24 protein-coding genes and 1 tRNA gene are annotated in these 25386 nt (G+C 63.8%); 12 read left to right on the top strand and 13 right to left on the bottom strand.

Annotation, left to right across the window (positions count from 1 at the left end):
* The first annotated feature begins 23 nt into the window (after nt 1-23).
* The 3 genes from phaP to IAI53_RS01700 all read left to right on the top strand — a co-directional run bounded on the left by phaP (nt 24) and on the right by IAI53_RS01700 (nt 2212).
* Entirely contained in the window at nt 24-584 is a 561-nt protein-coding gene (gene phaP, locus IAI53_RS01710; protein ID WP_187716434.1) for a TIGR01841 family phasin, read from the top strand.
* Between the two features lie 150 nt (nt 585-734).
* Nucleotides 735-965 carry a hypothetical protein gene (locus tag IAI53_RS01705; protein WP_187716433.1) on the top strand — a complete coding sequence of 77 codons (231 nt, stop codon included), beginning with the start codon at nt 735-737 and terminating at the stop codon, nt 963-965.
* 113 nt (nt 966-1078) lie between these two features.
* Nucleotides 1079-2212, top strand: a complete 1134-nt coding sequence (locus IAI53_RS01700) for an aminotransferase class V-fold PLP-dependent enzyme (RefSeq protein WP_187716432.1) — start codon at nt 1079-1081, stop codon at nt 2210-2212.
* Between the two features lie 118 nt (nt 2213-2330).
* Here the strand turns inward: IAI53_RS01700 and IAI53_RS01695 are convergent, their stop codons facing one another.
* From IAI53_RS01695 to IAI53_RS01665, 7 genes are read right to left on the bottom strand one after another with little or no spacing between them, the layout of a single operon-like run.
* The gene (locus tag IAI53_RS01695; RefSeq protein WP_187716431.1) at nt 2331-2723 is read right to left on the bottom strand and encodes a c-type cytochrome; all 393 of its coding nucleotides are present in this window, start codon (nt 2721-2723) and stop codon (nt 2331-2333) included.
* A complete protein-coding gene (locus tag IAI53_RS01690; protein ID WP_187716430.1) occupies nt 2720-2890 on the bottom strand; it encodes a hypothetical protein in 171 nt (56 codons plus the stop codon). The genes IAI53_RS01695 and IAI53_RS01690 overlap by 4 nt, the downstream gene beginning before the upstream one ends.
* 57 nt (nt 2891-2947) lie before the next feature.
* Nucleotides 2948-6109 carry an efflux RND transporter permease subunit gene (locus IAI53_RS01685; RefSeq protein WP_187717913.1) on the bottom strand — a complete coding sequence of 1054 codons (3162 nt, stop codon included), beginning with the start codon at nt 6107-6109 and terminating at the stop codon, nt 2948-2950.
* A gap of 1 nt (nt 6110) precedes the next feature.
* Nucleotides 6111-7640 (bottom strand): efflux RND transporter periplasmic adaptor subunit, encoded by a 1530-nt coding sequence (locus IAI53_RS01680; RefSeq protein ID WP_187716429.1) that lies wholly within the window; start codon nt 7638-7640, stop codon nt 6111-6113.
* A complete protein-coding gene (locus IAI53_RS01675) occupies nt 7640-8917 on the bottom strand; it encodes a TolC family protein (protein WP_187716428.1) in 1278 nt (425 codons plus the stop codon). The genes IAI53_RS01680 and IAI53_RS01675 overlap by 1 nt, the downstream gene beginning before the upstream one ends.
* Before the next feature lie 37 nt (nt 8918-8954).
* Nucleotides 8955-9431: a c-type cytochrome gene (locus tag IAI53_RS01670; RefSeq protein ID WP_187716427.1), complete on the bottom strand. Its 477-nt coding sequence runs from the start codon at nt 9429-9431 to the stop codon at nt 8955-8957.
* A 13-nt stretch (nt 9432-9444) separates the two neighbouring features.
* Nucleotides 9445-9810, bottom strand: a complete 366-nt coding sequence (locus tag IAI53_RS01665; protein WP_187716426.1) for a copper-binding protein — start codon at nt 9808-9810, stop codon at nt 9445-9447.
* Between the two features lie 150 nt (nt 9811-9960).
* On the opposite strand from IAI53_RS01665, the gene IAI53_RS01660 reads away from it, so the two are divergent.
* From IAI53_RS01660 to IAI53_RS01650, 3 genes are read left to right on the top strand one after another with little or no spacing between them, the layout of a single operon-like run.
* Nucleotides 9961-10641, top strand: coding sequence for a heavy metal response regulator transcription factor (locus tag IAI53_RS01660; protein ID WP_187716425.1), 681 nt, complete (start codon nt 9961-9963; stop codon nt 10639-10641).
* A gap of 2 nt (nt 10642-10643) precedes the next feature.
* Nucleotides 10644-12044, top strand: coding sequence for a heavy metal sensor histidine kinase (locus IAI53_RS01655; RefSeq protein ID WP_187716424.1), 1401 nt, complete (start codon nt 10644-10646; stop codon nt 12042-12044).
* Between the two features lie 22 nt (nt 12045-12066).
* On the top strand, nt 12067-12519 hold the full coding sequence (locus IAI53_RS01650) for a DUF411 domain-containing protein (RefSeq protein WP_187716423.1): 453 nt from the start codon (nt 12067-12069) through the stop codon (nt 12517-12519).
* A gap of 161 nt (nt 12520-12680) precedes the next feature.
* Here IAI53_RS01650 and IAI53_RS01645 read toward each other — a convergent pair whose 3' ends face one another.
* The gene (locus IAI53_RS01645) at nt 12681-13529 is read right to left on the bottom strand and encodes a toll/interleukin-1 receptor domain-containing protein (protein WP_187716422.1); all 849 of its coding nucleotides are present in this window, start codon (nt 13527-13529) and stop codon (nt 12681-12683) included.
* A gap of 233 nt (nt 13530-13762) precedes the next feature.
* Between IAI53_RS01645 and IAI53_RS01640 the strand changes: the two genes are divergently transcribed.
* The 4 genes from IAI53_RS01640 to IAI53_RS18760 all read left to right on the top strand — a co-directional run bounded on the left by IAI53_RS01640 (nt 13763) and on the right by IAI53_RS18760 (nt 17428).
* Entirely contained in the window at nt 13763-14197 is a 435-nt protein-coding gene (locus tag IAI53_RS01640; RefSeq protein ID WP_187716421.1) for a hypothetical protein, read from the top strand.
* Complete coding sequence (locus tag IAI53_RS01635; protein ID WP_187716420.1) at nt 14194-15267, top strand: hypothetical protein; 1074 nt, start codon at nt 14194-14196, stop codon at nt 15265-15267. Before IAI53_RS01640 ends, IAI53_RS01635 begins: the two co-directional genes overlap by 4 nt.
* Complete coding sequence (locus IAI53_RS01630; protein WP_187716419.1) at nt 15261-15449, top strand: hypothetical protein; 189 nt, start codon at nt 15261-15263, stop codon at nt 15447-15449. Before IAI53_RS01635 ends, IAI53_RS01630 begins: the two co-directional genes overlap by 7 nt.
* Nucleotides 15450-15802: 353 nt before the next feature.
* The gene (locus tag IAI53_RS18760; RefSeq protein ID WP_225433233.1) at nt 15803-17428 is read left to right on the top strand and encodes a recombinase family protein; all 1626 of its coding nucleotides are present in this window, start codon (nt 15803-15805) and stop codon (nt 17426-17428) included.
* On the opposite strand, the gene IAI53_RS01615 is transcribed toward IAI53_RS18760, so the two are convergent.
* Nucleotides 17384-17460 (bottom strand) — tRNA-Arg (locus IAI53_RS01615). The two genes, IAI53_RS18760 and IAI53_RS01615, sit on opposite strands and share 45 nt — an antisense overlap.
* Nucleotides 17461-18985: 1525 nt before the next feature.
* Between IAI53_RS01615 and IAI53_RS01610 the strand changes: the two genes are divergently transcribed.
* A complete protein-coding gene (locus IAI53_RS01610; protein WP_187716418.1) occupies nt 18986-19795 on the top strand; it encodes a hypothetical protein in 810 nt (269 codons plus the stop codon).
* Nucleotides 19796-19863: 68 nt separating this feature from the next.
* Here the strand turns inward: IAI53_RS01610 and IAI53_RS01605 are convergent, their stop codons facing one another.
* Entirely contained in the window at nt 19864-20091 is a 228-nt protein-coding gene (locus tag IAI53_RS01605) for a helix-turn-helix domain-containing protein (RefSeq protein ID WP_225433110.1), read from the bottom strand.
* A gap of 108 nt (nt 20092-20199) precedes the next feature.
* Between IAI53_RS01605 and IAI53_RS01600 the strand changes: the two genes are divergently transcribed.
* The gene (locus IAI53_RS01600) at nt 20200-20787 is read left to right on the top strand and encodes a YkgJ family cysteine cluster protein (RefSeq protein ID WP_187716417.1); all 588 of its coding nucleotides are present in this window, start codon (nt 20200-20202) and stop codon (nt 20785-20787) included.
* 584 nt (nt 20788-21371) lie between these two features.
* On the opposite strand, the gene IAI53_RS01595 is transcribed toward IAI53_RS01600, so the two are convergent.
* The 3 genes from IAI53_RS01595 to IAI53_RS01585 are packed head-to-tail and all read right to left on the bottom strand — an operon-like array spanning nt 21372 to nt 25384.
* On the bottom strand, nt 21372-22352 hold the full coding sequence (locus IAI53_RS01595; RefSeq protein WP_187716416.1) for a hypothetical protein: 981 nt from the start codon (nt 22350-22352) through the stop codon (nt 21372-21374).
* A gap of 3 nt (nt 22353-22355) precedes the next feature.
* A complete protein-coding gene (locus IAI53_RS01590; RefSeq protein ID WP_187716415.1) occupies nt 22356-24134 on the bottom strand; it encodes an ORC-CDC6 family AAA ATPase in 1779 nt (592 codons plus the stop codon).
* Nucleotides 24131-25384: a metallophosphoesterase family protein gene (locus IAI53_RS01585; RefSeq protein WP_187716414.1), complete on the bottom strand. Its 1254-nt coding sequence runs from the start codon at nt 25382-25384 to the stop codon at nt 24131-24133. The genes IAI53_RS01590 and IAI53_RS01585 overlap by 4 nt, the downstream gene beginning before the upstream one ends.
* Between the last annotated feature and the right edge of the window lie 2 nt (nt 25385-25386).

The raw sequence follows: 25386 nt of genomic DNA, 5'->3' as shown, positions 1-25386 counted from the left end.
ACCAACGTCATCAGGAGTCTGCCATGATCGCCACCCCCGAAAAGCTCGCCGCCAGCAACAAGGCCACCGTCGAATCCCTGCTCAGCGTCAGCGCCGCCGCCATGGCCTCCGCCGAGCGCCTGGCCGCGCTGAACCTCAACACCGCCCGCGCCATGATCGAAGACAGCATGGCCAACCTCAAGGCACTGACCGAAGCCAAGGACCCGCAAGCCTTCGTCGCCCTGCAGACCTCCCTGGTCCAGCCCGGCGCCGAGAAGCTGGTAGCCTACTACCGCAGCGTTTACGAAATTGCGTCGCAGAACCAGGAAGAGATCAGCAAGCTGCTCGAATCCCAGTTCGCCGAGCTGAACAAGACCATGAACGCCGCCCTGGACGAGGCCGCCAAGTCCGCCCCCGCCGGGTCCGACGCGGCGATCTCCGCGGTCAAGAGCGCCCTGGCCGCCGCCAACTCCACCTACGACAGCGTGAGCAAGGCTGCCCGCCAGGTGGTGGATATCGCCGAAGCCAACGTCAGCTCCGCGACCAGCGCGGCCGTCAAGGCTGTCGGCGCCACCGCCGCCAAGCCGGCCCGCAAGTCCGCCTGAGCGAACTTCGCTCCGCCCCGGCGCCTTCGGTCGCCGGGTGATCCGCGGCCCGCTTCCCGACCAGGGAGCGGGCCGCGGTCGTTTCCGCTCCTGACGCAGCGGCGGCTCCCGGGCTAGAATTCCGCGGTATTCCCTGCTCGCCCCACGGCCATGAAGACCACGGACCCCGATACCATCATCTGGCGCAAGCCCAGCGGCGCACCGGTCGCCTGCCTGGAAAAGATCAAGGTGCTCAACGAGAACCATGCGGAACTGCGCCAGACGGTGCAGGACATCATGGAAGACGCCCTGCTGATGGGCTGCAGCGAAGCGCAGATCCGCGCAGCCATGCACGCGCTGATCGACGAGGTCGTGCCGGCCTTCGGCGAACAGGCGGACTGAGCGCGTGTAAACAAATTGTCGCGAGCGGGTGGCTGCGCCGGGCGAACCGGCGACCCACCCCTCATTTGCCCGGCGCGCGCACGCCGCCGCCGGGAACACTCAAGGAGGTGACCATGCCCGGCCTGCTGCCCGATGTCGATCCCGATGGCCTGCTCGAATATTCGGTGGTCTATACCGACCGTTCGTTGAACCACATGTCGCGCGCCTTCCAGGGCGTCATGCGCGACATCTCGGCGCTGCTGAAGAAGGTCTATCACGCACAGGCGGTGGCCGTCGTGCCCGGCAGCGGCACCTTCGGCATGGAGGCGGTCGCGCGCCAGTTCGCCACCGGGCGCAAGACGCTGGTGATCCGCAATGGCTGGTTCAGCTACCGGTGGACGCAGATCTTCGACATGGGCGGGATTCCGGCCGAATCCGTCGTGCTCAAGGCACGGCCGACGAGCGACGGATCGCAGGCGCCGTTCGCCCCGCCGCCGATCGACGAAGTCGTCGCCGCGATCCGTGAGCACCGCCCCGAGCTGGTCTTCGCCCCGCACGTCGAGACCGCCTCGGGGATGATCCTGCCCGACGCCTACCTGCGTGCGGTGGCCGACGCGGTGCATGCGGTCGGCGGCCTGTTCGTGCTCGACTGCATCGCTTCCGGCGCGATCTGGGTGGACATGGAGGCGACCGGCGCCGACATCCTGATCAGCGCCCCGCAAAAGGGCTGGAGTGGCTCGCCGTGCTGTGCCCTGGTCATGCTCGGCGAGGCCGCGCGCGCGCGCATCGACGCCACCACCAGCACCAGCTTCGCCTGTGACCTGAAGAAGTGGTTGCAGATCATGGCCGCCTACGAAGGCGGCGGCCACGCCTACCACGCCACCATGCCCACCGACAGCCTGCGCCGCCTGCGCGACATCATGCGCGAGACCGAGGGCCGTGGTTTCGAGCGGGTGCGCGCCGCGCAGGAAGAGCTCGGCGCCCGCGTGCGCGCGCTGCTGGAAGCGCACGGTTTCCGGAGCGTGGCCGCAGAGGGCTTCAAGGCGCCGGGCGTGGTGGTGAGCTACACCGACGACGACGCCATCAAGAGCGGCGCCGCCTTCGCCGCCGCGGGCCTGCAGACCGCTGCCGGCGTACCGTTGCAGTGCGACGAGCCGGCCGACTTCAAGACCTTCCGCATCGGCCTCTTCGGCCTCGACAAGCTGGACGACGTCGACGGCACGGTGGCGCGGCTGCAGCAGGCGCTGGAGGCGGTGCGCCCCGGTTAAAGCCGCGCCTGACGGCCCGCGCCTGCCGTCCAGACAGCAGATCGACGGACGCGCGCCGTCACGCGAAGCCGAAGGCGATTGACTGGAAACTAGGAAACACCGACGCCGCGACCACCCCTCAACGGATGCCGACCCTGCGCTGCTCGACCCGCACATAGGCGGTGATGTGGGCCACGTCGTCCGGCGTCAGGCCGGGCACCGGCGCCATGTCGCCGAACTGCCAGTGGTGGGCCTTGGTGCCCTGCGCCACCGCCATCTGGAAGGCCGCGTCGCCATGGTGCGAAGGCTCATAGATACGGTGCAACAGCGGCGGCCCCTGGTCGCTGCCCTTGAGATCGGCGCCGTGGCACTGCGCGCAGTTGGCCTGGAACAGGGGTTTGCCGAGCACCGCATTGGGCATCAGCCCCTTGCTCGGCTTGGGCGGCGCCTGCCAGCCCTGGGCCGCGGCGGCCAGCGGCAACAGGCCGGCGAGCAGGGCCAGGCGGCGAGTCCAGATTGCATGACGGTTCATCGACGTTCTCCTTCTCCGCTCTTTTGTTCGTCGTGATGCGGGCGCTGGCCGGCGCCCGGCGGGGGTGCCGAGCAGCACGGCGACACCGGCGCATTGCGGTGCGCCTGCTCGTTCTCCCGGCACCAGGCGCGGAAGGCCTGCCAGGTGCGCTTCAGCCAGTCGTTCATCGCCCGTCCTCCTCCTTTACCGTGTGGACGACCGCAGGTACGACCGCGTTCGCCCGCTCAGGCCTGCCCGATCGGCACGATCTGCTCCGCCCCGCGCTGGCTGCGGCGCAGCTGCCATTCCTTGACCAGCGCGTAGAGCGCCGGGATCACCGCCAGGGTCAGCACGGTGGAGGAGATCATCCCGCCCACCATGGGCGCGGCGATGCGGCTCATCACCTCCGATCCGGTGCCGGTGCTCCACATGATGGGCAGCAGGCCGGCCATGATCGCCACCACGGTCATCATCTTCGGCCGCACGCGTTCCACCGCGCCTTCCATGATCGCGTGGTAGAGGTCGGCCGCGCCGGGCAGCCGCCCTTCGGCCTCGCGCTCGGCGCGGATCTCCTTCCACGCCTGGTCGAGGTAGATCAGCATCACCACGCCGGTTTCCGCGGCCACGCCGGCCAGGGCGATGAAGCCCACCGCCACCGCCACGCTCATGTTGTAGCCCAGCCACCACATCAGCCAGATGCCGCCGACCAGCGCGAAGGGCACCGAAAGCATGACGATCAGGGTCTCGGTGAGCCGGCGGAAGTTGAGATAGAGCAGCACGAAGATGATCGCCAGGGTGAGCGGCACCACCACGATCAGCTTGGCCTTGGCGCGCTCCATGTACTCGAACTGCCCCGACCAGGTGGCGTAGTAGCCGGGCGGGAAGCTGACCTTGTCGGCCACCGCCTGCTGGGCTTCCTTCACGTAGGAGCCGATGTCGCGGTCGCGGATGTCGACGAACACGTAGGCCGCCAGCAGCGCGTTCTCGGTCTTGATGCCCGGCGGGCCGTTGCGCAGTTCGACGTCGGCGAGTTGGCCGAGCGGGATCATGCCCGCGGTCGAGGGCACGAACACCTCGGTGGCGATGCGCTGCGGGTCGTCGCGCAGGGCGCGCGGGTAACGCACGCTGATGTTGTAGCGCTCCAGGCCTTCCACCGCTGTGGTCACCGGCGTGCCACCGAGCGCGGTGGCCACCACCTGCTGGAAGTCGCCCACGGTGATGCCGTAGCGCGCCAGCTGCTCGCGGCGCGGGACGATGTCCAGGTAGTAGCCGCCGGTGGCACGCTCGGCATAGGCGCTCGATGTGCCCGGCACGTTCTTGACCGCCTGCTCGATCTCGCGCGCCACTTTCTCGATGGTGGCGAGGTCCTTGCCAAACACCTTCACCCCCACCGGGGTGCGGATGCCGGTGGACAGCATGTCGATGCGCGCCTTGATCGGCATGGTCCACGAGTTGGCCAGTCCGGGGAACTTGAGCGCAGCGTCCATCTCGGCGATCAGCTTGTCCACGGTCATGCCGGGGCGCCATTCGGACGCCGGCTTGAGGTTGATCACCGTCTCGAACATCTCGATCGGCGCCGGGTCGGTGGCGCTGGCCGCGCGCCCGGCCTTGCCGTACACCGACTCGACCTCGGGGAAGGTCTTGATCACCCGGTTGGTCACCGCCAGCAGGCGGGACGCTTCGGTCACCGACATGCCCGGCAGCGAGGCCGGCATGTAGAAGATGGCGCCTTCGTTGAGCGTGGGCATGAACTCCGAGCCGATCTGCCGTGCCGGGAACACGGTGGCGGCCATCGACACGAGCGCCAGCACCAGGGTGAGCCACTTGTGGCGCATCACCCACTGGATGATCGGCCGGTACACCCAGATCAGGAAGCGGTTCACCGGGTTCTTCTGCTCCGGCATGATGCGCCCGCGGATGAAGAACATCATCAGCACTGGCACCAGGGTCACCGACAGCAGCGCGGCGCCGGCCATGGCGAAGGTCTTGGTGAAGGCCAGCGGGCTGAACAGCCGCCCTTCCTGCCCTTCCAGCGTGAACACCGGCAGGAAGGACACGGTGATGATCAACAGCGAGAAGAACAGCGCCGGGCCGACCTCCTTGCAGGCGGCGATCATGGTCATCGCGCGCTCGCGCTGAGTGGCATCCGGCGCCAGGCGCTCCAGGCGCTTGTGGGCGTTCTCGATCATCACGATGGCCGCATCCACCATCGCGCCGATGGCGATGGCGATGCCGCCCAGGCTCATGATGTTGCTGCCCATGTCCATCGCCCGCATGGCGATGAAGGCGATCAGGATGCCGATCGGCAGCGTGATGATGGCCACCAGCGCGCTGCGCACATGGAGCAGGAAGATCACGCACACCGCGGCGACGATCAGGCTCTCCTCCATCAGCGTCCACTTGAGGTTGGCGATCGCCCGCTCGATCAGCGGCGCGCGGTCGTACACCGGCAGGATCTCGGTGCCTGCCGGCAGGCCGGGCTTGAGCTCCTCGATCTTTTCCTTGACGTTGGCGATCACGTCCAGCGCGTTCTGGCCGAAGCGCGCCATGACGATGCCTGAGGCCACCTCGCCCTCGCCGTTGAGTTCCGCGATGCCGCGCCGCCCGGCCGGCACCAGTTCGACCCGCGCCACGTCCGACACCCGTACCGGGGTGCCGCCGTCGGCCTTCAGGACCAGCTTTTCGATGTCGCCCACGCCGTCCAGGTAGCCCAGACCGCGCACCATGAACTCCTTCTCGGCCAGTTCCACCACCCGGCCGCCGACATCGCGGTTGGATTCGCGGATCACCTGCGACACGCGCGAGAGCGGAATGCCGTAGCTGGCCAGCCGGTGCGGGTCCACGGTGACCTGGTATTCCTTGACGAAGCCGCCCACGCTGGCCACCTCGGCCACGCCGCCGGCCTTGGTGAGCTGGTAGCGCACGTACCAGTCCTGCACGCTGCGCAGGTCGGCCAGGCTCTGGTCCTTGCCGGTCAGCGCGTACTGGAACACCCAGCCCACGCCGGTGGCGTCCGGGCCGAGCTGCGGATTGACCCCGGACGGCAGGTTGCCCTGCGCCGCGCTGAGGTACTCCAGCACCCGCGAGCGCGCCCAGTAGATGTCGGTGCCGTCCTCGAAGATCACGTACACATAGGACGCGCCGAACATCGAGAAACCGCGCACCACACGGGCCTGCGGCACCGCGAGCATGGCGGTGGTGAGCGGATAGGTGACCTGGTCCTCCACCACCTGCGGCGCCTGGCCGGGGTACTGGGTATAGACGATCACCTGCACGTCGGAGAGGTCGGGCAGCGCGTCCAGCGGCGTCTTCTTCACCGCATAGACGCCGCCGGCGACCACCGCAAAGGTGGCGAGCAAGACCAGGAAGACGTTGCGCGCGGACCATTCGATCAGCCGGTCGAGCATGTCAGTGCCCCCCGTGGCCGGCAGCATGGGCGCCGTCCATCTTCTCGATGCGGGTGATGACGAACTCGCCGTCGCCGCGGTCCTCGAAGGCGAACCAGATCGGCTCGCCGGGCAGGATGCCGGCCGTCACCTCGGCGTTGTCCAGTCCGAAGTCCATGGTCATCGCCGGCCACTGCAGGTCGGGGATGGGGTCGTGGGTCATCGACACCGAGTTGCTGGAGAGATCGATGGATTCGATGTTGCCGGTGGCCTCGTACACCTTGGCGGCGGCCGCCTGCGGCTCCGCGAAGGAGGCCAGCGCGGCCTTGAGGTTGCTCTCCGCGTCGATCAGGAAGTTGGCCGCGACCACCACCTCGTCGCCCTCGGCCAGCCCGTCGAGGATCTCCACCCGCTCGCTGCCGCGCTGGCCCAGCTTGACCTCCTGCGGCTTGAAGCGCCCCTCGCCCTGCACCACGAACACCACCTGGCGCTCGCCGGAATCGATCACCGCCGAACGCGGCACGGTCACCTGCGGGCTGCGCCCGGCGGTGGCCAGCTCCGCATGGGCGAACATGCCCGGGCGCAGCTGGCCGTCCGGGTTGGCCAGTTCCAGGCGGACCGGCGTGGTGCGGGTGGCGGCGTTGAGCGTCGGGTACACATAGGCCACGCGGGCATCGAAGGTCTGCCCGGGATAGGCATCGAGGGTAACCTGGGCGGTCTCGCCCACCTTGACCCGCGCCAGGTCCTGTTCATACACGTCGGCCAGCACCCATACCGAGGACAGGTCCGCAATGCGGTAGATCGCAGTGCCGGGCGCGAAGCGCATGCCTTCGACGGCGCGCTTTTCCAGCACCACGCCATTGACCGGCGAGCTCAATATCACCCGCGCGGCATCGCCCTTGCCGGGCGCCACGTTCCAGTTGCGCAGGCGCTCGCGTGCGGCCTGGGCCAGGCGCTCGGCGCCGGCCACCGCCTCGGCCTCACCCGCGCTCGCTCCGGTCGACAGGCGCTCGGCAATCTGCAGTTCCTGCTGCGCGGAGACCAGTTCCGGGCTGTACACCGAGAACAGCGCCTGGCCCTTCTTGACCGGATCGCCGGTGGCGGAGACGAACAGGCGCTCGATCCAGCCTTCGAAGCGCGGCGCCACGTCGTGGATGCGGCGCTCGTCCACTTCCACCCGGCCCACCGCGCGCACCGCGGCATCCACCACCGCGGTCTCGGCGCGCGCGGTCTTCACCCCCAGGGTCTGCAGGCGCGCCGGGCTGACCTTGACCGCGCCCGTATCGTCCGGCCCGTCGCCCTCGTACACCGGGATGTAGTCCATGCCCATGGAGTCCTTCTTGGGCACCGGCGAGGTGTCCGGCAGACCCATAGGATTGCGGTAGTAGAGGATCTTGCGTTCGCCGCTGCCTTGCGCGGGCGCCGCCTCGCCGGCCGCGGCCACCTCGGTGCCGGCCGCCGGCGTACCATGTCCGCCGCTGCCGGCCCAGTAGCCGCCGGCCGCAGCCACGGCAATCGCCACTACGGTCAGGCCCAAACCCATCGGTCGCATCACAGGCTTCCTCCAGCAATCAGTTCCAGTTCGGCCAGGCGCAGCGCGGTGTCGGCTTCGGCGTCCAGCAGGGCGAGGCGGGTGCGCAGGATCTGCCGCTGCGCCTCGATCACGGTATTGAAATTGACCCGCCCGGTCTCGTAGCCGGCGCGGGCGGATTCGAGCGTGGCATCGGCCTGCGGCAACAAGGTGTCGCGCAGCAGCCCGGCCTTCTCGCGGCTCGACTCGAAGCCCGCCCAGGCCTCGCCCAGACGGCCCAGCTGGCGAGCCTCGGCGGCGGCGACACGCGCTTCGGCGGCCTGCTCGCCGGCCACCGCGGCGCGCTCCTGCGCGCGGCGCGCGGACTGCTGCAGCGGGATGTTGAGTTCCAGCATCACGTCCCAGTTGCTGTCGCCGCCCGCCGGGCGGTTGTGGGTGACGCCCACGGCAAAGTCGGGATAGCGATTGAGCCAGGTGAGCTCACGGCTCTTCTGCGCGGCCAGCATGCCGGCGCGCTCCCCGGCGATCTCGGGCGAGGCGGTGCGCACCCGTTCGGCCAGCAGCGCCAGGTCCATCTCTTCCGGCCCGGCCGGCAGCATCCGCGGCGGCGCCAGTTCCGCACGCGGATCGCGCGCCAGCGCGGCGTTGAGCTTGGCCGCGGCATCGCGCCGGCGGCGCTCGGACTCGAGCAACTCCACCTTCAGCGCGGTACGTTCGCTCTGCGCGCGGATCACGTCCTGCTGCGGCACCAGGCCGACGCTGTAGCGCGCGGTGGCCACCTGCTCGAGCAGATCGACCAGGGCCAGCGTTTCGTCGAGGATGCGGCTGCGCCCGAAAGCCTGGTAGTGCTGGGCGAAGGCGCTCTTGATGCGGAATTCCAACTCGACGCGGGTGCGTTCGCGCAGCGCATCGGTACGCCCGGCCTGGGCGGCGGCCACCTCTCCGCGCAAATCGCGCTTACCCCAGAAGGGCAGCGGCTGGATCACCCGGTAGCGCGTGGTGCCCACCTCGCCGGGCAGCAGCGAAGTCGAGCGCCCGGGATTCATGGTGTTGGTGACGTCCATCAGCTCGAGCTGGAAGCGCGGGTCCGGCAGCGCGGCGGCGGGTTCGACCCGCGCATGCGCCGCGTCGGCCTCCAGCGTGCTGGCGGCCAGGTCCGGGTTGTGCTCGCGGGCGTAGGCCAGCAGTTCGTCCAGGCGCTCGCCGAGCGCGGGTTCGGCGGCCTGGGCTGCCGACAGGGCACCGAATGCCGCTGCCAGCAGGATGAAGCGGGAGACCGTCAGGGTCACGGATTTCATGGCTTTGTCCTTGAATGCCGACCCGCGGGCCAGCGGCTCAGCGCACGGCCTGTGCCCGCGCGTTGACCTGGTCGTGCATGGCGCGCACCTCGGCCGGCCACTGCGACTTGATCCACGACAGCACGGCGACGATTTCCTCGTCGTCGAGCAGCCCCTCATAGGCAGGCATGGCCGACTCGTAGCCCTCAAGCCCGGCCGCCTGCCCGACGCCGTACTTGGTCATGCGGAACAGCAGCTCGTCCGGGTGGTGCCAGGTGTGGCCGGAAGCATCGTGCGGCGGTGCCGGCAAGCTGCCGTCGGCGCCGCGCGTGCGCCAGTCGGGCTGTCCCTGGAGTTCCGCCCCGTGGCAGGCGGCGCAATGCGCCAGGTAGACCTGCCGGCCACGCTCGGTCAGCGTTGCGTCGTCGGGTCGCAGCAGCCCGGACGCCGGCGCGTCACCGGCCAGCATCCAGGCTCCGAGCGCCAGTCCGAGGAAGCCCGCAAGGCCGCCCAGCGCAGCCAGCTTCGCCCGCATCACGCCCCCGCGTTCAAGGCTGAACTTCCAGGGACTTCACCGTGAACACGCCATTGACCCGCTCGGCCACGAAGCGCACCTTGTCGCCAACCTTGACCCCGTCCAGCAAGGCGGCATCCGCGGCAAAGGCCATGGTCATCGGCGGCATGCCGAGGTTCTCCAGCGGTCCGTGCTTGATGGTCAGCTTGCCGGCGGCAGGGTCGATCTTGCGTACCGTGCCCTCCGACGCGCCCACCGCGGCATGCGTGGCGACATGGCCGGCGCCGTGGCCCGCATGCTCATCGGCGGCCGACGCCGGGGCGAGGGGCACGGCGAACAGCAGGCCGGCGAAGATGACGGAGACGGCCGGAGTGGCCTGGGTGGAGATACGGATGCTCATGTCGGCTCCAGGTGCAGGTTGAAGGTGGCACCGAGTTTGGCCGCGCAGGGTCTACACGAAGCTGACGCGCGGATTACATCTCTGTAATCAATACGCCCACGCGGCACGGCAAGGGCACAATGCGGCCATGCGCAGCAGCGGACGGACAACATGAAGATCCTCATCGTCGAAGACGAGCCCAAGACCGGCGACTACCTCCGGCAGGGCCTGGGCGAGGCCGGCTTCGTGGTCGATCTGGCGCGCGACGGCCTGGACGGCCTGCACCTGGCGCTGAACGGCGAGTACGACCTGATCGTGCTCGACGTGATGCTGCCCTCGCTCGACGGCTGGGGCATCCTGCAGACCCTGCGCCGCGGCGGGCACGAGACCCCGGTGCTCTTCCTCACTGCGCGCGACCAGGTGGAGGACCGCGTGCGCGGCCTGGAACTGGGCGCGGACGACTACCTGGTGAAGCCCTTCGCCTTCTCCGAACTGCTCGCCCGCGTGCGCACCCTGCTGCGCCGCGGCCGCACCCGCGAGCCGGAGCTGATGCGCGCCGCCGACCTGGAGCTGGACCTGCTGCGCCGCCGGGTGACCCGCGCCGGCCAGCGCATCGACCTCACTGCCAAGGAGTTCGCCCTGCTGGAGCTGCTGCTGCGCCGCCAGGGCGAAGTGCTGCCGCGCTCGCTGATCGCCTCGCAGGTATGGGACATGAACTTCGACAGCGACACCAACGTCATCGAGGTGGCGGTACGCCGGCTGCGCGCCAAGGTGGACGAACCCTTCGAGCCCAAGCTGATCCACACCGTGCGCGGCATGGGCTACGTGCTGGAAACGCCGGGAACCGCCTGAACATGGGACGACCGGTCTCGCTCACCGCGCGCATCGCGCTGCTCTTCGCCCTGCTCACGGCCAGCCTGCTGATCGTGGTCGGCGCGGTGCTCGGGCGGGCGGTGGAGGCGCATTTCCGCGAGCTCGACCAGCACGAACTGGGCGGCAAGCTCACGCTGATCCAGAACCTGCTGCAAAGCCAGCCGAGCGACACGCGCACGCTCGGCCAGCGCCTGGACGATGCCTTCACCGGCCACGACATGGTCGGCGTGCTGCTGCGCGACGCCTCCGGCGACATCGTGCACGCCATCCAGGCGGGGCACTTCCCGCCCGCGCAGCTGCACGGCGCCGCCCTGCCCAGCGAAGCGACGATGTGGGAACAGGGCGGACGCCAGTTCATCGGCCGGGAAAGCCTGGTCGCACTGCCTGCCGGCAATGCGGGCGAAGGCGTGCAGGTGGTGCTGGCGCTGGACATTTCGCACCATGCGCAGTTTCTCGACGAAGTGCGCACCCGCCTGTGGCTGGGCATCTCGCTGGCCGCGGTCACGGCCGCGCTGCTCGGCTGGCTGGCCGCCTACAAGGGGCTGGCGCCGCTGCGCCGGGTCACCGCCACCGCGCGCCGGCTGTCGGCCGAGCAGCTCGGCGAGCGGCTCGCCGAGCAGGGCGCGCCCGCCGAAGTGCGCGAACTGGCCGACGCGCTCAACGGCATGCTCGATCGCCTGGAGTCGTCCTTCCGCCGCCTGGCGGACTTTTCCGCCGACATCGCCCACGAGCTGCGCACCCCGGTGTCAAACCTGATGACCCAGACCCAGGTGGCGCTGTCGCGCGCGCGCAGCGCCGAGGAGTATCGCGAGATCCTCGCCTCCAACATGGAAGAGTACGAACGCATCGCGCGCATGGTGAGCGACATGCTGTTTCTCGCCCAGGCCGACAACGGCCGCCTGCCGCGCCCTGAAGAAACCGTGGAGCTCGCGGTCGAAGCGCAGGCCCTGGCCGAGTTCTACGAGGCCCTGGCCGACGAAGAAGAGGTGCGCATCACAGTCAGCGGCGAAGCCGCGGTCACCGGCGACCGCCTGATGCTGCGCCGCGCGCTCTCCAACCTGCTGTCGAACGCCTTGCGCCACGCCGAACCCGGCAGCACGGTGGACATCGCCATCACCCGCGACGACACCCGGGCCACGCTGGCGGTAAGCAACCAGGGCGAAACCATTGCCCCGGAACAGCTGTCGCAGATCTTCGAACGCTTCCATCGCGCCGGCGCCGGCCGCCGGCAGCACGGCGAAGGCGCCGGACTCGGGCTGGCGATCAGCCGCTCGATCGCCGAAGTGCACGGCGGAGCCCTCGACGTGAGCTCGGCCGACGGCCGCAGCACCTTCCGCCTGCACCTGCCGCTGGCCCGCAGCGCGGCTACGGCATCCCACTGAATTCAACCCTGGAGACCGCATCATGCCCGCCACCCTGCCCCGACTGCTCGCCCCGCTGGCGCTCGGCCTCGCGCTCGGCACCGCCCTGCCCGCCCTCGCCAGCGGCGAGGAAGTCACCATGTTCAAGGACCCCAACTGCGGCTGCTGCGGCAAATGGGCCGATCACATGCGCGCCAACGGCTTCCAGGTGAAGGAGATCGCCACCCGCGAGATGGGCGCGGTGAAGCGCCAGGCCGGCGTACCCCAGGAACTGGGCTCCTGCCACACCGCCAAGGTCGGCGGCTACATCGTCGAAGGCCATGTGCCGGCCGCCGACGTGAAACGCCTGCTGGCCGACAAACCCCCGGTGGTCGGCGTGTCCGCCCCGGGCATGCCCATGGGCTCGCCCGGCATGGAAGGCCCCTACCCGGCCGACCGCTACGACGTGGTCAGCTTCGACCGCGACGGCAAGACCGTGGTGTTCGCCAGCCACTGAGACCGTATCCCTTACCCACGCGCCGCCGGCCGCACGCCGAGGCGCGCGACGCCCCGAACGCACAAAGAAAAACGCCGACCTCGGTGAGGTCGGCGTTTTCTGTATTTGGCGCGCCCGACACGACAGATTCGGGCACTGGCTGGTTCGCTTACGCGTTTGAGCTAGAAGGGGATCTCTTCGAGTTCTTCCACACGCTTGTTCAGCGCCGCGATCATACTGTCTGCCCGAGGGGCCAAGCGGCGGTGAAATTCTTCAGGCAACAGCTCGAAGAGCGGGGTCAGGGAGGCCTCAAGGTGGTCCTTCGTGGCGATTAGTACAGGCACATCAGGCACTCGTTCAAGGATGTCACCTGCAAAGGTGATGTTGCGCTCAATCAGTTCGGACGTGACGCGAATGGAAAGCGGGTAGACAACGCCTGCATGCCTATTTGGAGGCACTTTGTCTCGAACAAACAAGGTGCGAGTAATCTTGAGCACTTCTTCCAGTAGCTCACGGTCCGAGCGAAGCTCTCCACCGACCGCTTTCCTCTCATTCTTAAGAGCCTTCTCGACCTTTTCAGCAAGGTCTGGCCACCATTTCTCGAACACAGAGTTCAGCACGCCACCGTCGAGAGCAGCCTCCCCAAGCTGTGTGTTGATGGTTCTGATCAGTTTCAAGACCTCCTCTTTCGAAAAGGGAGTCCCTTGAAACTGGACCAACGGCCCTGCAAGATCAGTGGGTTCTACCCCAAACAACATGGGGCAAACCCGGGCCTTATCCATGCTCTTGGACAGAGCACCCGCCTCGAACATCAGCCATGGGGCCTGCAGGTTGTCATCCGTTAGGCAGATCAAGCCGATACTGGACTCCTCTAACTCCTTCGCAATTTCGCTAGACCACCTCGACCCCTTTTCGATGTCATTGGGCGAAAAGTAGGGCTTTGCTGCCTGCACTACAGCGGGAATCCAGTCCTTGAAGATTGAGGCAATGGCTTTACTCTTCTCGCCAGACCAGCTGATGAATACCTTCACAAGTCCCCCTTCCCCCCGTCCATGTAACACGGGGGGCTATGAATACATATTTCGGATAACCGAAGCGACTATACCTCCCGTTGAAGAAGGGGGAAACTGGCGTGGCACGTCTAAGCAACCACGACGGATGCTGCGGCTAGATCCCAGGCTTTCGACGCACCTTCGACACTCGCTTGCATGTTTCCTTAGCTTTTTATAGACTTTGCGACATTCAAACGACTGTCGCCATCGTCATGAAAGCTTCCAACCTACACGAGTTCTGGGCCAGCCCGGACAACACCCGACTCACGCCCAAGCAGTTCTCCTTCCGGCTACCGACCCACATCGCAGCCAAGATCGCTGCGGCGTGCGAGATGTACCCGACCAAGAACCGCACGCAGATCGTCTCGGACCTGCTGACGTTCGCCATGGAGGAGTTTGAGAAGAACCTTCCAGAAGCACTCGGCCCGCTCACGGACAATCAGAGCGACTACAAGTACAACGCAGAACGAGAGGGTATCGAGTACGAACCGGTGTATCACCTGGGCGGTGCGCGCGGCCAGTTCCGCGAACTGGCAAACAAGCACTTCACGGATATTGAGCAAGAACTCGGCATTGAAAGCCCCGATCCGCTCTACCACGAGATTCACATCACCAAGTCAGAACTGGAAGAGCGGCGCAAGAAATGACCCCCCGCTTCCTCCTCTTCGGTCACGACACGGTCGAATGCGCGTACTACCTCGCGCCCTCGCCGTCCTGCGCGCTCAGCTTTGAGCAGCTGGCCGTCGAGAAGGAAGTCTTGAAGTCCTCCAAGTCACGCCACCCGACCGCACTGCGGCTCGGCACCGAGGAGTTTCTGCTCGCCTCGCACGGCACCGGCAGCGGCTACCCCTTCCTGCTGGAGAACGAAGCCTTCGCCATCCAGTGCGGGGAGTTCAACCAGCCCAACTTCTTTGTCACCTTCCGCAGCTTCGCGCTCTGGCAGTTCGGCGCGGTGGCCTTGCATGCGCGCTTCCTGCGGTGGGCCGAGTCGGTCGGTTACGCCCCCTACCGGGCCGAGCGGCTCTCGCGGGTGGATTTCACTTTCGACTACGCGCTGCCGGTCCTCGACTTCGACGAGGAGAGCTTCGTCTCGCAGGCGCAGAAGGACAACAAGCACCGCAAGAACGGACGGGCGCAGACCTTTCGCCTCGGCGAAGGCCCGCTGGTGCTGCGCGTGTACGACAAGTGCGCCGAAATCACGGAGAAGAGCGCCAAGACCTGGTTCTTCGATCTGTGGGGCTGCACGGAGAACGTCTGGCGCATCGAATGGCAGGCGCGCAAGGAGTGGTTGCGCCGCTTCGGCCTCAAGACCTTCGACGACCTGGCGGAGCGCCAGGGCGACTTGCTGCGTTACGTCACCCACGACCACACGACCTTGCGGCGCCCGAGTACCGATAGCAACCGCTCGCGCTGGCCGCTGCATCCGGTGTGGGCGGACCTTCAGGCGCGCATCGAATCGCTCGGCGGCCTGGGCGTACTCAAGGAAATTGACCCGAAGGCGCTACTCGACGAGCGGATGATGCGGCTCGCAGTGAGCGTCTACGGTTACCTCAAGCGCATGGCCGCTATCGAAGGGCTGATGAAGGGGCGCAGCGAGATTGGCCTGGAGGAATCCGTAGGAGTCCTCCAGGCCAGGCTCGATGCGCTGCATGATCCGCTGTCGTGGGACATGGACGTGGATCGGCGGATGACGCAGATGAGGCTCGGGCAATGGTAGCTCTACTCTCGGCCATCCTCGACGCATTGGACCGGCGCAAGAACAACGTGCTGCTGGCCGCACAGGCCGCGCTGCCCGACTCGCAGTTTCAGGCTTTCCGGAAGATCGTCCTGAATGAGTTGGGTAAGAGCGGGTTTCAACGTGAGCTAGAAGATGCGCTTCAGCGCATCAAGGACAGGTAAGGAACGGGCAGGCCCGACACGGCAAAAAAGGAGGTGCATCATGCGTGAGCCGGGAACCGACCGTCACTATTGTTTGGACTACTGAGGCGCTCGCCTCGCCGACTGCGGCTGAAGTCGATCTGCTTGAATCCGTCTTGACGGAGATCGTCAGGGACATGCAGGCGCTGATCGAAGCCGAGGAGGACTGAGCGCCGCCAGAGCTTGCCGTCGTTCGCTTGGCGACCAAGGATCGCGGAGAAGCCCGCTCGGTCAAGGCCGCGAAGCGCCGAAGGCTTGGCCTTGACGGAGTGGGCTTCGTAGCCACACTGGCGCCGAGCGGACGACGGGAAGCCACCCACGCCGGGAGGGGCACCATGCTGGTTTGTCTTTACGCGCGGGTTTCGACGACCCGCCAGGCCGAGAACGATCTCTCGATTCCCGATCAACTCCAGCAGATGCGCGACTGGTGCGCCGCCCACGGTCATCAGATCGTGCGCGAGTACGTCGAACCGGGCGCATCGGCCACCGACGACAAGCGCCCGGTGTTTCAACAGATGATCGCCGACGCGCTCACCAAGCCCGCGCCCTTCTCCGGGTTGATCATTCACAGCCTGTCGCGCTTCTTCCGGGACGTGGTCGAGTTCGGCGTCTATGAGCGCAAGCTCGCCAAGAACGACGTGAAGATCGTCTCGATCACGCAGCAGACCAGCGACGACCCGATGGGCGAGATGGCCCGCCGGCTCTTCAGCCTCTTCGACGAGTACCAGAGCAAGGAGAACTCCAAGCACACCTCGCGGGCGATGCGGGAGAACGCCCGGCAAGGCTTCTTCAACGGCTCGCGGGCACCGTTCGGTTTCCACGCCGTTTCGACCGAGATCACCGGCAGCCGGGGGCGCAAGAAGAAGCGCCTGGAGATCAACGAGACGGAAGCCGCGGTGGTGCGCCGGGTGTATGACCTCTACCTGCACGGCTACGAGGGGCGCACGCTCGGCATCAAGGAGATCGTCAAGCATCTGACCGAGCGCGGTCTGCTGCACCGGGGCAGCGCCTGGACGATTCAGAAGGTGCATGACCTCCTGTCCAGTCCGACCTATGTGGGCGAGTATTACTTCAACGTGCGCGACTCGCGCACCGGCAAGATTCGGCCCGAATCCGAGTGGGTGCGCACCGAGATTCCGGCGCTGATCGACCGGGAGACCTTTGAGAAGGTGCGCCAGCTACGGGAGGCACGTTCGCCCGCCAAGGCACCGCCGCGCCTGGTCAATAACCCGACGCTGCTCACCGGTCTGATCCGCTGCGGGGAGTGCGGCGCTCACATGACCTTGGTGACCGGCAAGAGCGGGCGTTACCGCTACTACAAATGCACGACTCGCCAGTCGAAGGGTAACCACGCCTGCAAGAGTCCAAACCTGCCGATGGAGAAGCTCGACGAGTTGATCCTCGCCCACCTCACCGAGCGCATCCTCGCACCCGAGCGACTGCATGTACTGATTGCGGAACTGCGCAAGCGCACCCAAGCGGCCAAGGACAGCGAGAGCCAGACCATCAAGGCGCTGGAGCGCCAGCTCAAGGGCACCGAGGAGCGGCTCGCACGGCTTTACGACGCCATCGAGACGGGCACCATCGACCTGGACGAGACGCTAAAGAAGCGAGTGCAGAGCCTGAAGGCTGCGAAGGAGTCGGCGCTCATCGAGCTGGCCGGTGCGCGCCGCCACTATCACATGCCGGCTGCGCGCATCTTGCCGAGCAACATCGAAGCCTTCAGCAAGGCGATTCGGAAACGCCTACAGGACGGCCGGCCGGAGTTCGCCAAGCGTTACCTGCAGGTGCTGGTCGATGAGATCGTGATCAACGGGAACGAGGCCGCGATCCGCGGCAGCTACGACCGCCTTGCGCTGGCGGTGCAGAAAACAAAAGAGGGCAACCTGGATCAGGTGCCCTCTTTCATCGGTGTATGGCGCGCCCGGAAGGATTCGAACCTCCTACCCCCTGGTTCGTAGCCAGGTACTCTATCCAGATGAGCTACGGGCGCTTTCGAAAGAAGCGAGATTTTAGCAGCCAATTTCGCTTCGTCAAGCCTTTTTCAAAGCTTTTTTTACTGCTGGCGGAGAGGGGGGGGAATCCGAAGAACCATCGAAAACCACCCCTACTTCCTAGCAACTATCGCTTCTCTACACAGCGATGTGGAACAGCTTTGTGTAGAAGAGCGAGCCGCAGATTTTAACCGTAACGAACCGGCGCGCGCAAGTACTTGCCCGCAGCCGGCCAAGGAGGCTCGCTGGGGTGATCTCAGCGCCCCCTGCCCCATCGGCGTACCCCGCGGCAGAGCAGCCCCTCGCGCAGTCGCGCGAGGGGCCGAGTCGTGTGTTTCCTCCTCGGATACTTTTTCCATGAACGCTCGGACACGGTGCCAACCGGTCCTTTCGTACCATCGCGGCCAAGCGATGGCACGACCCACTGCAACGGGCTGCCAAGCCCTATTCTTTGCTCCTTGCGGAGCACCACACTTTCGCAAAACGCTTCCGGCTTTCGGGACAGGTGTGCCAGCACCTGCCGCGGATTGCTCCGCTCTCCCATGGCTTCGGTCGTATCACCATTGGGATCGAACCCTACTTACCGAATCTCCCCCGGCTGGCGCTCTCTGACACGGGTGCCACCCCATGCCACGCCAGTCGGTTCCCGCGTTAGTCATCCGCTACTGCGCTTGATGACGCCACTGTCTCCGCAACATTTCTAGCCATTCCGGCTTTCCTTGGATTTCCCCGGTCCGATGTTCCAGAGCGACTCGGGTACTCGAAATGTGCGTCATCGACGACGAACCATGGCTCAGTGCCTGTGGCTTCATCATGCTCCGCGCAGCGCCCTCGAAGGGCGCCGTTACAGGGTTGAGCTATCCATCGACCCCGGATTTCTCCGGGTGCCAGCTGCGCCAGGTTTCCCCTTGCAGCCCTCGCACGTTACCGTGCGCTCAGAAGCCTTCCTGCGCGGCACGCGTTGCGCTCTTTCGATACGCCCCACGGGTCGGACTGAACCGACTTTCGCTGGATAACAGGTCACCGGGGCATTGCCTCCCCGGCGCCGTTTCCGCGTCGCCCAACATACGCTGGATTCGATTGGGTCGAAGGATGGAGTTGCACCATCCAGCGCCCGTCGTAGCGCAGCGAGCCCGACTAAAGGCACTGCGCTTCAGCGTTTGCTCACGACAGGATTGGCGTCTCCTGTCGCTTCCGGAATGGCGATTCCGGCGTGCCTTTCGGCGTGTGGTTTGCAGGTGGCGGCCTGCCCGCTCGCGTCCGATTGCTGTCGCCCCGAACGCGACCGGGCAGGCCGCCGGGTGTGCGCGCACCAGCGCTTTCGCGCTGGCCATGCCCACCTGCACGGTGTTGCCTTAGCTCCGTATAGGCGGATCGCGCTGCGATCCGCGAGACAAATTCACGGAACATCAATACGTGTGGCTTCGCCACACCGAATCACACTGCAACGATGCGGGTTCTCGGAGAAGCCCGCGCATCACTGAGCCCGACGCTATACCGGGTATCAACACCCGGAGAATGCCCATGACACGCCCCTTGCCCGCCTCGACTCCTGTTGCGACTTCAAAGACAGCTGCGCTCGCTCGGGTGCTCGACCTGGTACCCAAGGGCTACTCCTACTATGTGTCGGGGAAGTGCCCGGCTGGGCGGGTGAGAAGGCTCGCGCAGAAGTTCCATGAACGCTACGGCATCGGCTGCTCGCCGGCGCAACGCCTGTTGCGCAAACAGCGCGGACTCGCCAACGCCCAGTTGGTGCTCTACTGGCCGAATTTCGAGCCGCACGTGGAGGCACCCGACGAGCGGATACGCGGACAGGAAAATCCTGACATCACTAGCCTCCAGGAAGGCGCCCAACAAGCTTCCCGATGCCTCCCTGAGGAAGCAGCCACAACGTCGGACCAAACGGATTCCCAGATGGCGACTCCGAGGGGGGCCGCGGAGCCCTTGGTCGATTGGTTGCTGCTGGTCACGCCGGGCGAGGGCCAGGTGCGTGCCAACGAGGCACTCAAGGACATCACAAAGGAGCCCCGCCTCATCTGGCTGGGCTACGAGCTTGTCCGTCACGCGGTTCGGGGCAAGCCATCGTGGACGTGGCGACGGCCACGCGAAGCGATGCGCGAATGGTATGCCCTGCTGTCAGCCCGGCAGGCGACTAACAACGCTCCTGCCGTCGAGGAAAGCCTTGCCATTCTCGCGCGTCAGCCCGGTTTCGCCGGCATCCGGGCACAGACGTTCGAGCTGTTCCACTTTGTGCGCCAGCACGGCTACCGGGATGAGTTCCCATTCGTGTTCTTTGTGCAGAAGCAACCGGCCGGTGCTCGGCTCCGTTTGTAGTCGCTCTCGAGGCCTCCGAGGCTTCGCACGCAGAGGGATCGCCAGCCGCTGGTTTCGGGGCGCGCGTCCTAGCCGACCTCGGAGGGAGTAAGAAGAGCTGCGGGGCTAACGCCCAGCGACTTGGCGAGCCGCTCGATGTTATCCAAAGAGATGTTGCGCACCTCGCGCTCCACATGGGCGACAAAGGTGCGATGCAGCCCTGCTTCAAAAGCGAGTTGCTCCTGCGACCAGCCGCGCTCAGCACGCAGCCGCTTGAGATTCTGCGCGAGCACATGGCGGGCACTTCCGGAGGACATCTGGGGACTTGGCGGCACTGTCATCGTAGTGCCGATGGTGTGGCGTTGACGCGTTTGCGTCAGCCGCTTATAAGTCACTTCTTGAACCGTGACTTATACACATCATCCATGACCGAACTAGAAAGACAGCTCCGCCAGAAGATCGCAGCCATCGTCGACGGCCACGACTGGATGGACCCGACTACCCTTGAGAGCATCGCCAATCGAATACGGCTCGAGAACGCGAGCCGGAAAACGCGTCGGATGAAACTGCTTGCGCTGGCGGACCGCTTCAATACAGCCATCGCGCCCCATGCTGCCTGTCGTTCCGGGTGCGGGGCGTGCTGCAGCATGACGACGATGATCTACGCGCACGAAGCCGAAGTGCTTGCACAGGCGAGCGGACGCCGAATGACCCGCATCCCGGCCCGACCGCAGTTCACAGCGCTCACTCAAGCTAGGGCGTTCTTCGGTACTCCTTGCCCCTTTCTCAAGGACAGCCGCTGCTCCGTCTACGAAGTGCGCCCCATCATCTGCCGACTACACCACTCGCTGAACGACGACGCGTCAGCGTGCGACACCAGCGTACCAACGGAGGAGCGAAAGCCGGTGGGAAGCTACGACGTCGACAGGATCGAGATGCCTTACCACCTGCTGGTGCGAGAGGGCGGCCGCGAGGAGCCTTGGGGGGAGATCCATGAGTTCTTTCCTGACTGAACCAAGGCGATCGGAAACGAGCTGCCGGCCGCGCTTCAATGAGCGCCTCTTCCCGCAACGCGGGAGTGCCGCTCTGCCAGCGGAACGGGGCTGTCGCCGCCGGTGATGCTGACCGCTGAACATCGGAGGAAGCAACTATGCAAGGTATCGTGCGACGCGCAGATGGCAAGCTGATGCTTGCGCTGCCGGAGGCATTCATGGAGCGCCACGGACTGATCGAGGGGGCAGTGTTTAAGGTCGAGCCCAAAGCTGGGGGCCTCATGTTGAGCGTGCCTGGAGCACACTTACCGCGCCCACGCTACACGCTAGCCGAGTTGCTGAGGCAGATTCCAGAGGGCGAACCGCTGTCAATTGACAGTGAGTGGGAACAGGCGCCACCCCAGGGTCGCGAGCGGCTCTAGCGACCGCCCCGAGCCGACTCACCGAAGCCCGTACCGGGACCAATAATCGTCAGACCGATGCGTCGACTTTAAACGGTGTATCGCTTCCTTGCCGGGCCAATTTGGTAGAGAGAGCCAACGGAAAGAATGCACGTCGAGATGCACTCGTACCACCAAGCTCCGACTAGACTGCTCCAAGTCGATTCAGTGACGTTCTCTGCTACAGGTAATCGTTACTCTACTACTTCCCACTTGGCCATTTGCGGGAACGTCAATTCCATAGGGAGTCTTGATTCGACCGTACAGGCAGGCGACTGATCGAAAAGTCTTTGCAACAAGCATCGAGGCTAGAACATGGGGTTTGGGCCCCATAGGAAGGACGTTGATGTGATGTCGGTCAACGTAAGGCCAAGCAAATTCAGCCAACCCCCGGTAGGTGCCTGCCAAGCTCAAGAGCGGCAGTTCAACGATTGATGAGGAACGCCGAATCAAGCACTCGTTACTGTTACGGCTAACGCTGACATATCCATCATCGGACGCGGGGCTCGCTAAGAAGCAAAGAACATCATCCGGCTGCAGGCGCTCCAGCGCGCCCAACCCTGCAACTGGCGAAAAACCAAGTCCGAGGATCGCAACAGAGCTACTACGAGAGGCTGACAGCCCCTCCATCCCGACTAACGGCGCAATACTCTCCAAGACAACACCCTGAAGTGCGTTCCTATAGTTTTCCGGATACGCTCCAGCTGAGTACACAAAGTCGATCTCAACTTCGCCTATTAAACTCACGAGCTCGCAGGCCACCGATAAAGCGTAGCCATACCACTCTCGATACATTGACGAGTAATCCACCAATAGACGAGGCTTTCGTCCCCTAGTGACACAATCCGAAACACAGGCATAAATCTCACGACCGATTATCTCCGCATAGTTCGCGCCTGCGATCGACGGTCTTGTCTCAGCTCTCTCAAAGAAGATACTGTCGTTACGCCTTCTTGATTCGATGATCACGGAGTCCTCGAACCCCAGAACAAGCACCCTCGAAATGTGAGAGAAATCTAGCTTTTCAGCGCAATAAGTGCAGCGCTGCTCATAGCCTGAGGCAAAAATAGCCAGATCGTAGTGAGAGGAGGTAATCATCTCAAACCCTACGTCTGCTACGAAAATTTCCGGAAAACGACGTTCCATTTTTTACAGTAGGTCGAGTTGATGTGCATGGGCTGACCGAGACGCCCTCATCCCTTTGCTGAGTGCGGCGAAGAGAGGAACAGGCTTCCCTTTTCGCGGCAGGAGGCCGAACTTAGGTGCTAGCCGAAATGCCATGTCGAATTCACTTCCTGTCCGCCCAGGAAGTAGATCAGGCTGATTGAATGTCGTCTTCGGAAACATCAATCCCAATCCGACGGCATGCTTTATCAGCTCCCACATCTCTTCGCTTAGATCATTAGGCGTTCTAATGGCGTAATAGCAATCCGTTGTAAGTGGCTGCTTGTAGAATCGATCGTGAAAATACTCCATCAAACTCCTTATAAAGGAGTGAAGTTCACCGCCGACTCCCTCTTCTGTGGCAGCATTCTGAAGGACATCTCCGGAGAAGCTGATTATGCATTGCGATTGCACAGTCGGATTGATCTTCTTTCTCGAGCCCAGGACATTATCCGTGGTCCTGCGAAGAGTCAGTTCGTTGAACAATCTAATTAGCTGTCGCGGGTTGGCGTCACTGCAAAGAGCAAACAGCTTTGGACCGCTGTATAGATGATGCTTTCTGTTTCCTCCCGCGAGTTCACCCTGATCCCGCAAAAGAAGCATCCCATGCATTTTTCGTGACACTTGGTCCTTGAACGCCCTTGGCGATAGGCGCTGTGCGCGCTCAATAGTCGCGTTGCTAGCGTACCTCTTGAGCAGGAGCATCATGGATGAATCCTGCTCCCAGCTTGCAGGTTTCTCGTCTAGTAGGGGCGAGTCGGTGCCTAACAGTCTGCTTAGACTGAACTCTTCGGCCCTATCTCGCCTGACGTAAGCAATCTTTCGGCATAGCACATCATTAGCCCATTCAGCCCATCCGCGCCGATCGGTCCGTCGAATGCTCGCATCATTGTCAAGATACACGTAGTCGAAATCATTACCCGCCGTGATCGGCTGCGATGTTCTCGTTCTCAAAGTGTGATGGAAGTACGGCATTGTTGAGAGTTTGAACGCCAGAGCGCTTCTACCCCTAAGGAACGTATTAATTAGCTCATGATGGTGTTCGTCAAGGAATTCAAGTTCGTCTAAGGCCAGAGCCCAAACAGCATCATCCGGAAACGAAATAACTCGCTTAAGGACTTCTATTCCACGGGAAATTGGGCTGAACAATTCCAAATCGAATACGCTGCCCATCTTCTGCTCCGGACCGCATCGCATCTGCGTCGTAGCAGACAGTTCGCCTAGTTGAGCCTCCCACTCGACATCTTCAAGAAGGTCTCGCAAGCCTCTCAAGTTATCCACTGACCTGCCGTGGGGAACCCACGCGACGCGGAGCATTTCGGCAAGATCCCTTTCTCTAAAAATCCTCTCTTGGGTCGCGCAATACGATCTGAGGCAACTTTCCGCCGTGCTGATGAAACCAGAACAGCAAGATAGATTAAGCCTCCATCTGAAAAGATTTAGATTGTCCTCAGGTGTCTGCCACGGCTTGTTCTTTAACGTTCCAATCCAGTCAGCTCGCATTGGAACAAAGGTTCCAATAAACTTCCGATCATTGACGAGCGAAGCAGCCATCGGATCGTCGAAGCGGCTGAAATGATCGTGTGAGAGCATTTTCAGCACAGCTGTCTTACCTGAACCGCGAGCACCAAGCACAACATGATTCTTGCCAGTCACTAGGCGCCAAAATGAGTCAGAAGGAACAAACGTGCGAACAACCTCTTCAATAGACTGAGTCCGGGCGTTGTTTACCTCAAAAAGATTTCTTACGCTCGTCTCGTTCATCGGAGTTCCTTTCTGCGAATGTAAGCGCAGATGTGCGGTTCGTCGACCCAACTTACATCGAGGTTTTCAGTCCGTGCTATTTCTTCGATGGCTTTACGTGCGGTCTCAGGTGAAACATAACGCAATTGGCCACTTTCCAAAACCTGGTCGAGACTGAAGATGGGTTCTGATGCCGCCTTTTCACGAATTGGCTCCTTTAGCACGGAAACAATTTCGCGCCAATCCAGAGGTCCGCCAAATCCAATCAGATGATCGACAGCGGTATAGACCTTCTTATTTTCTGACCAGCCAGACGGGTGAACGTAGGCCCAGCTTCTCAATTCCCCAAATATTCTCCCCGTGATTGGAGATCTTCCTTCTATCGTAAGGAAATGGAATTGGTTTTGAACGCCGCCGCCGTAGCCATTTAGGCTCGCGCAGAAACTGCCGGCCCCGAGCACTAGTATCGGATGATCCGATTCCACCAATTCCGTTTGAAATCGCGGATAGTGCTTGTGACCATGAAGAATAAGATCAAAGTCGAGTTTCCGTAGGACGGCAAGCAGCCGGTCCGCATTCTGGCAAGTCGAGAAGTCTCGTGCTTCGTTTCCAAGATTTGCATGAGGGGACAGATGATGGTGAAGAATGAGACAGCGAAGTTCATTATCACTATCACGAGTGGGAATGTTCTCACCAAGCCATTCGACCGCTTCCTCTCGAATAAAGCCATGATGAACTTCCTCGGTCGGACGATCGTGTGCGGCCGAATTTACCGCTGCGAATAGCGCTTCACCGTACCTCCAATAACCAACAAAGGGGGGGGTGAATAATTGACCAGTAAATGAGACTTGAGTCCGCCTTGCGAACAGATTATCAGTCTCCGTGATGGGGGCATAGCGCTGCCGCCATCTAAGATCTCTCGTTGTTGGCCCTGCCGAAGGGTCGGCCAACTGCAAGACGGTCCAATCGACGTCGTGATTGCCGGGAACGTACATAACTCGGTCCATCGGAACCGTTAGAATACCGGCAATCCTCTCAATTACTCTAGAAGCATGTTCGAACTCCTCCGGCTTCGCTTTGCACGAGAGGTCGCCGGCAATAGCGAGAAAATCGGCTACGAGGTCTTTCGATCGTACGAACTTTTCAAATTGCACGATAAATTCCTCGTCTCGCGCAATTGGGCTCGACATACCCGGCGGCAGAAGATCGCGGCTCCGAGCCAAGGGGCCGATATGGATGTCGCTGATCACAGCGATACGACGATTTGTCATAA

This window comes from Thauera sedimentorum, from assembly GCF_014489115.1.
Classification (GTDB): Bacteria; Pseudomonadota; Gammaproteobacteria; order Burkholderiales; family Rhodocyclaceae; genus Pseudothauera; species Pseudothauera sedimentorum.
Note: the sequence above shows the minus strand (reverse complement) of the source record. Positions and strands in the feature narration are given on the sequence as shown.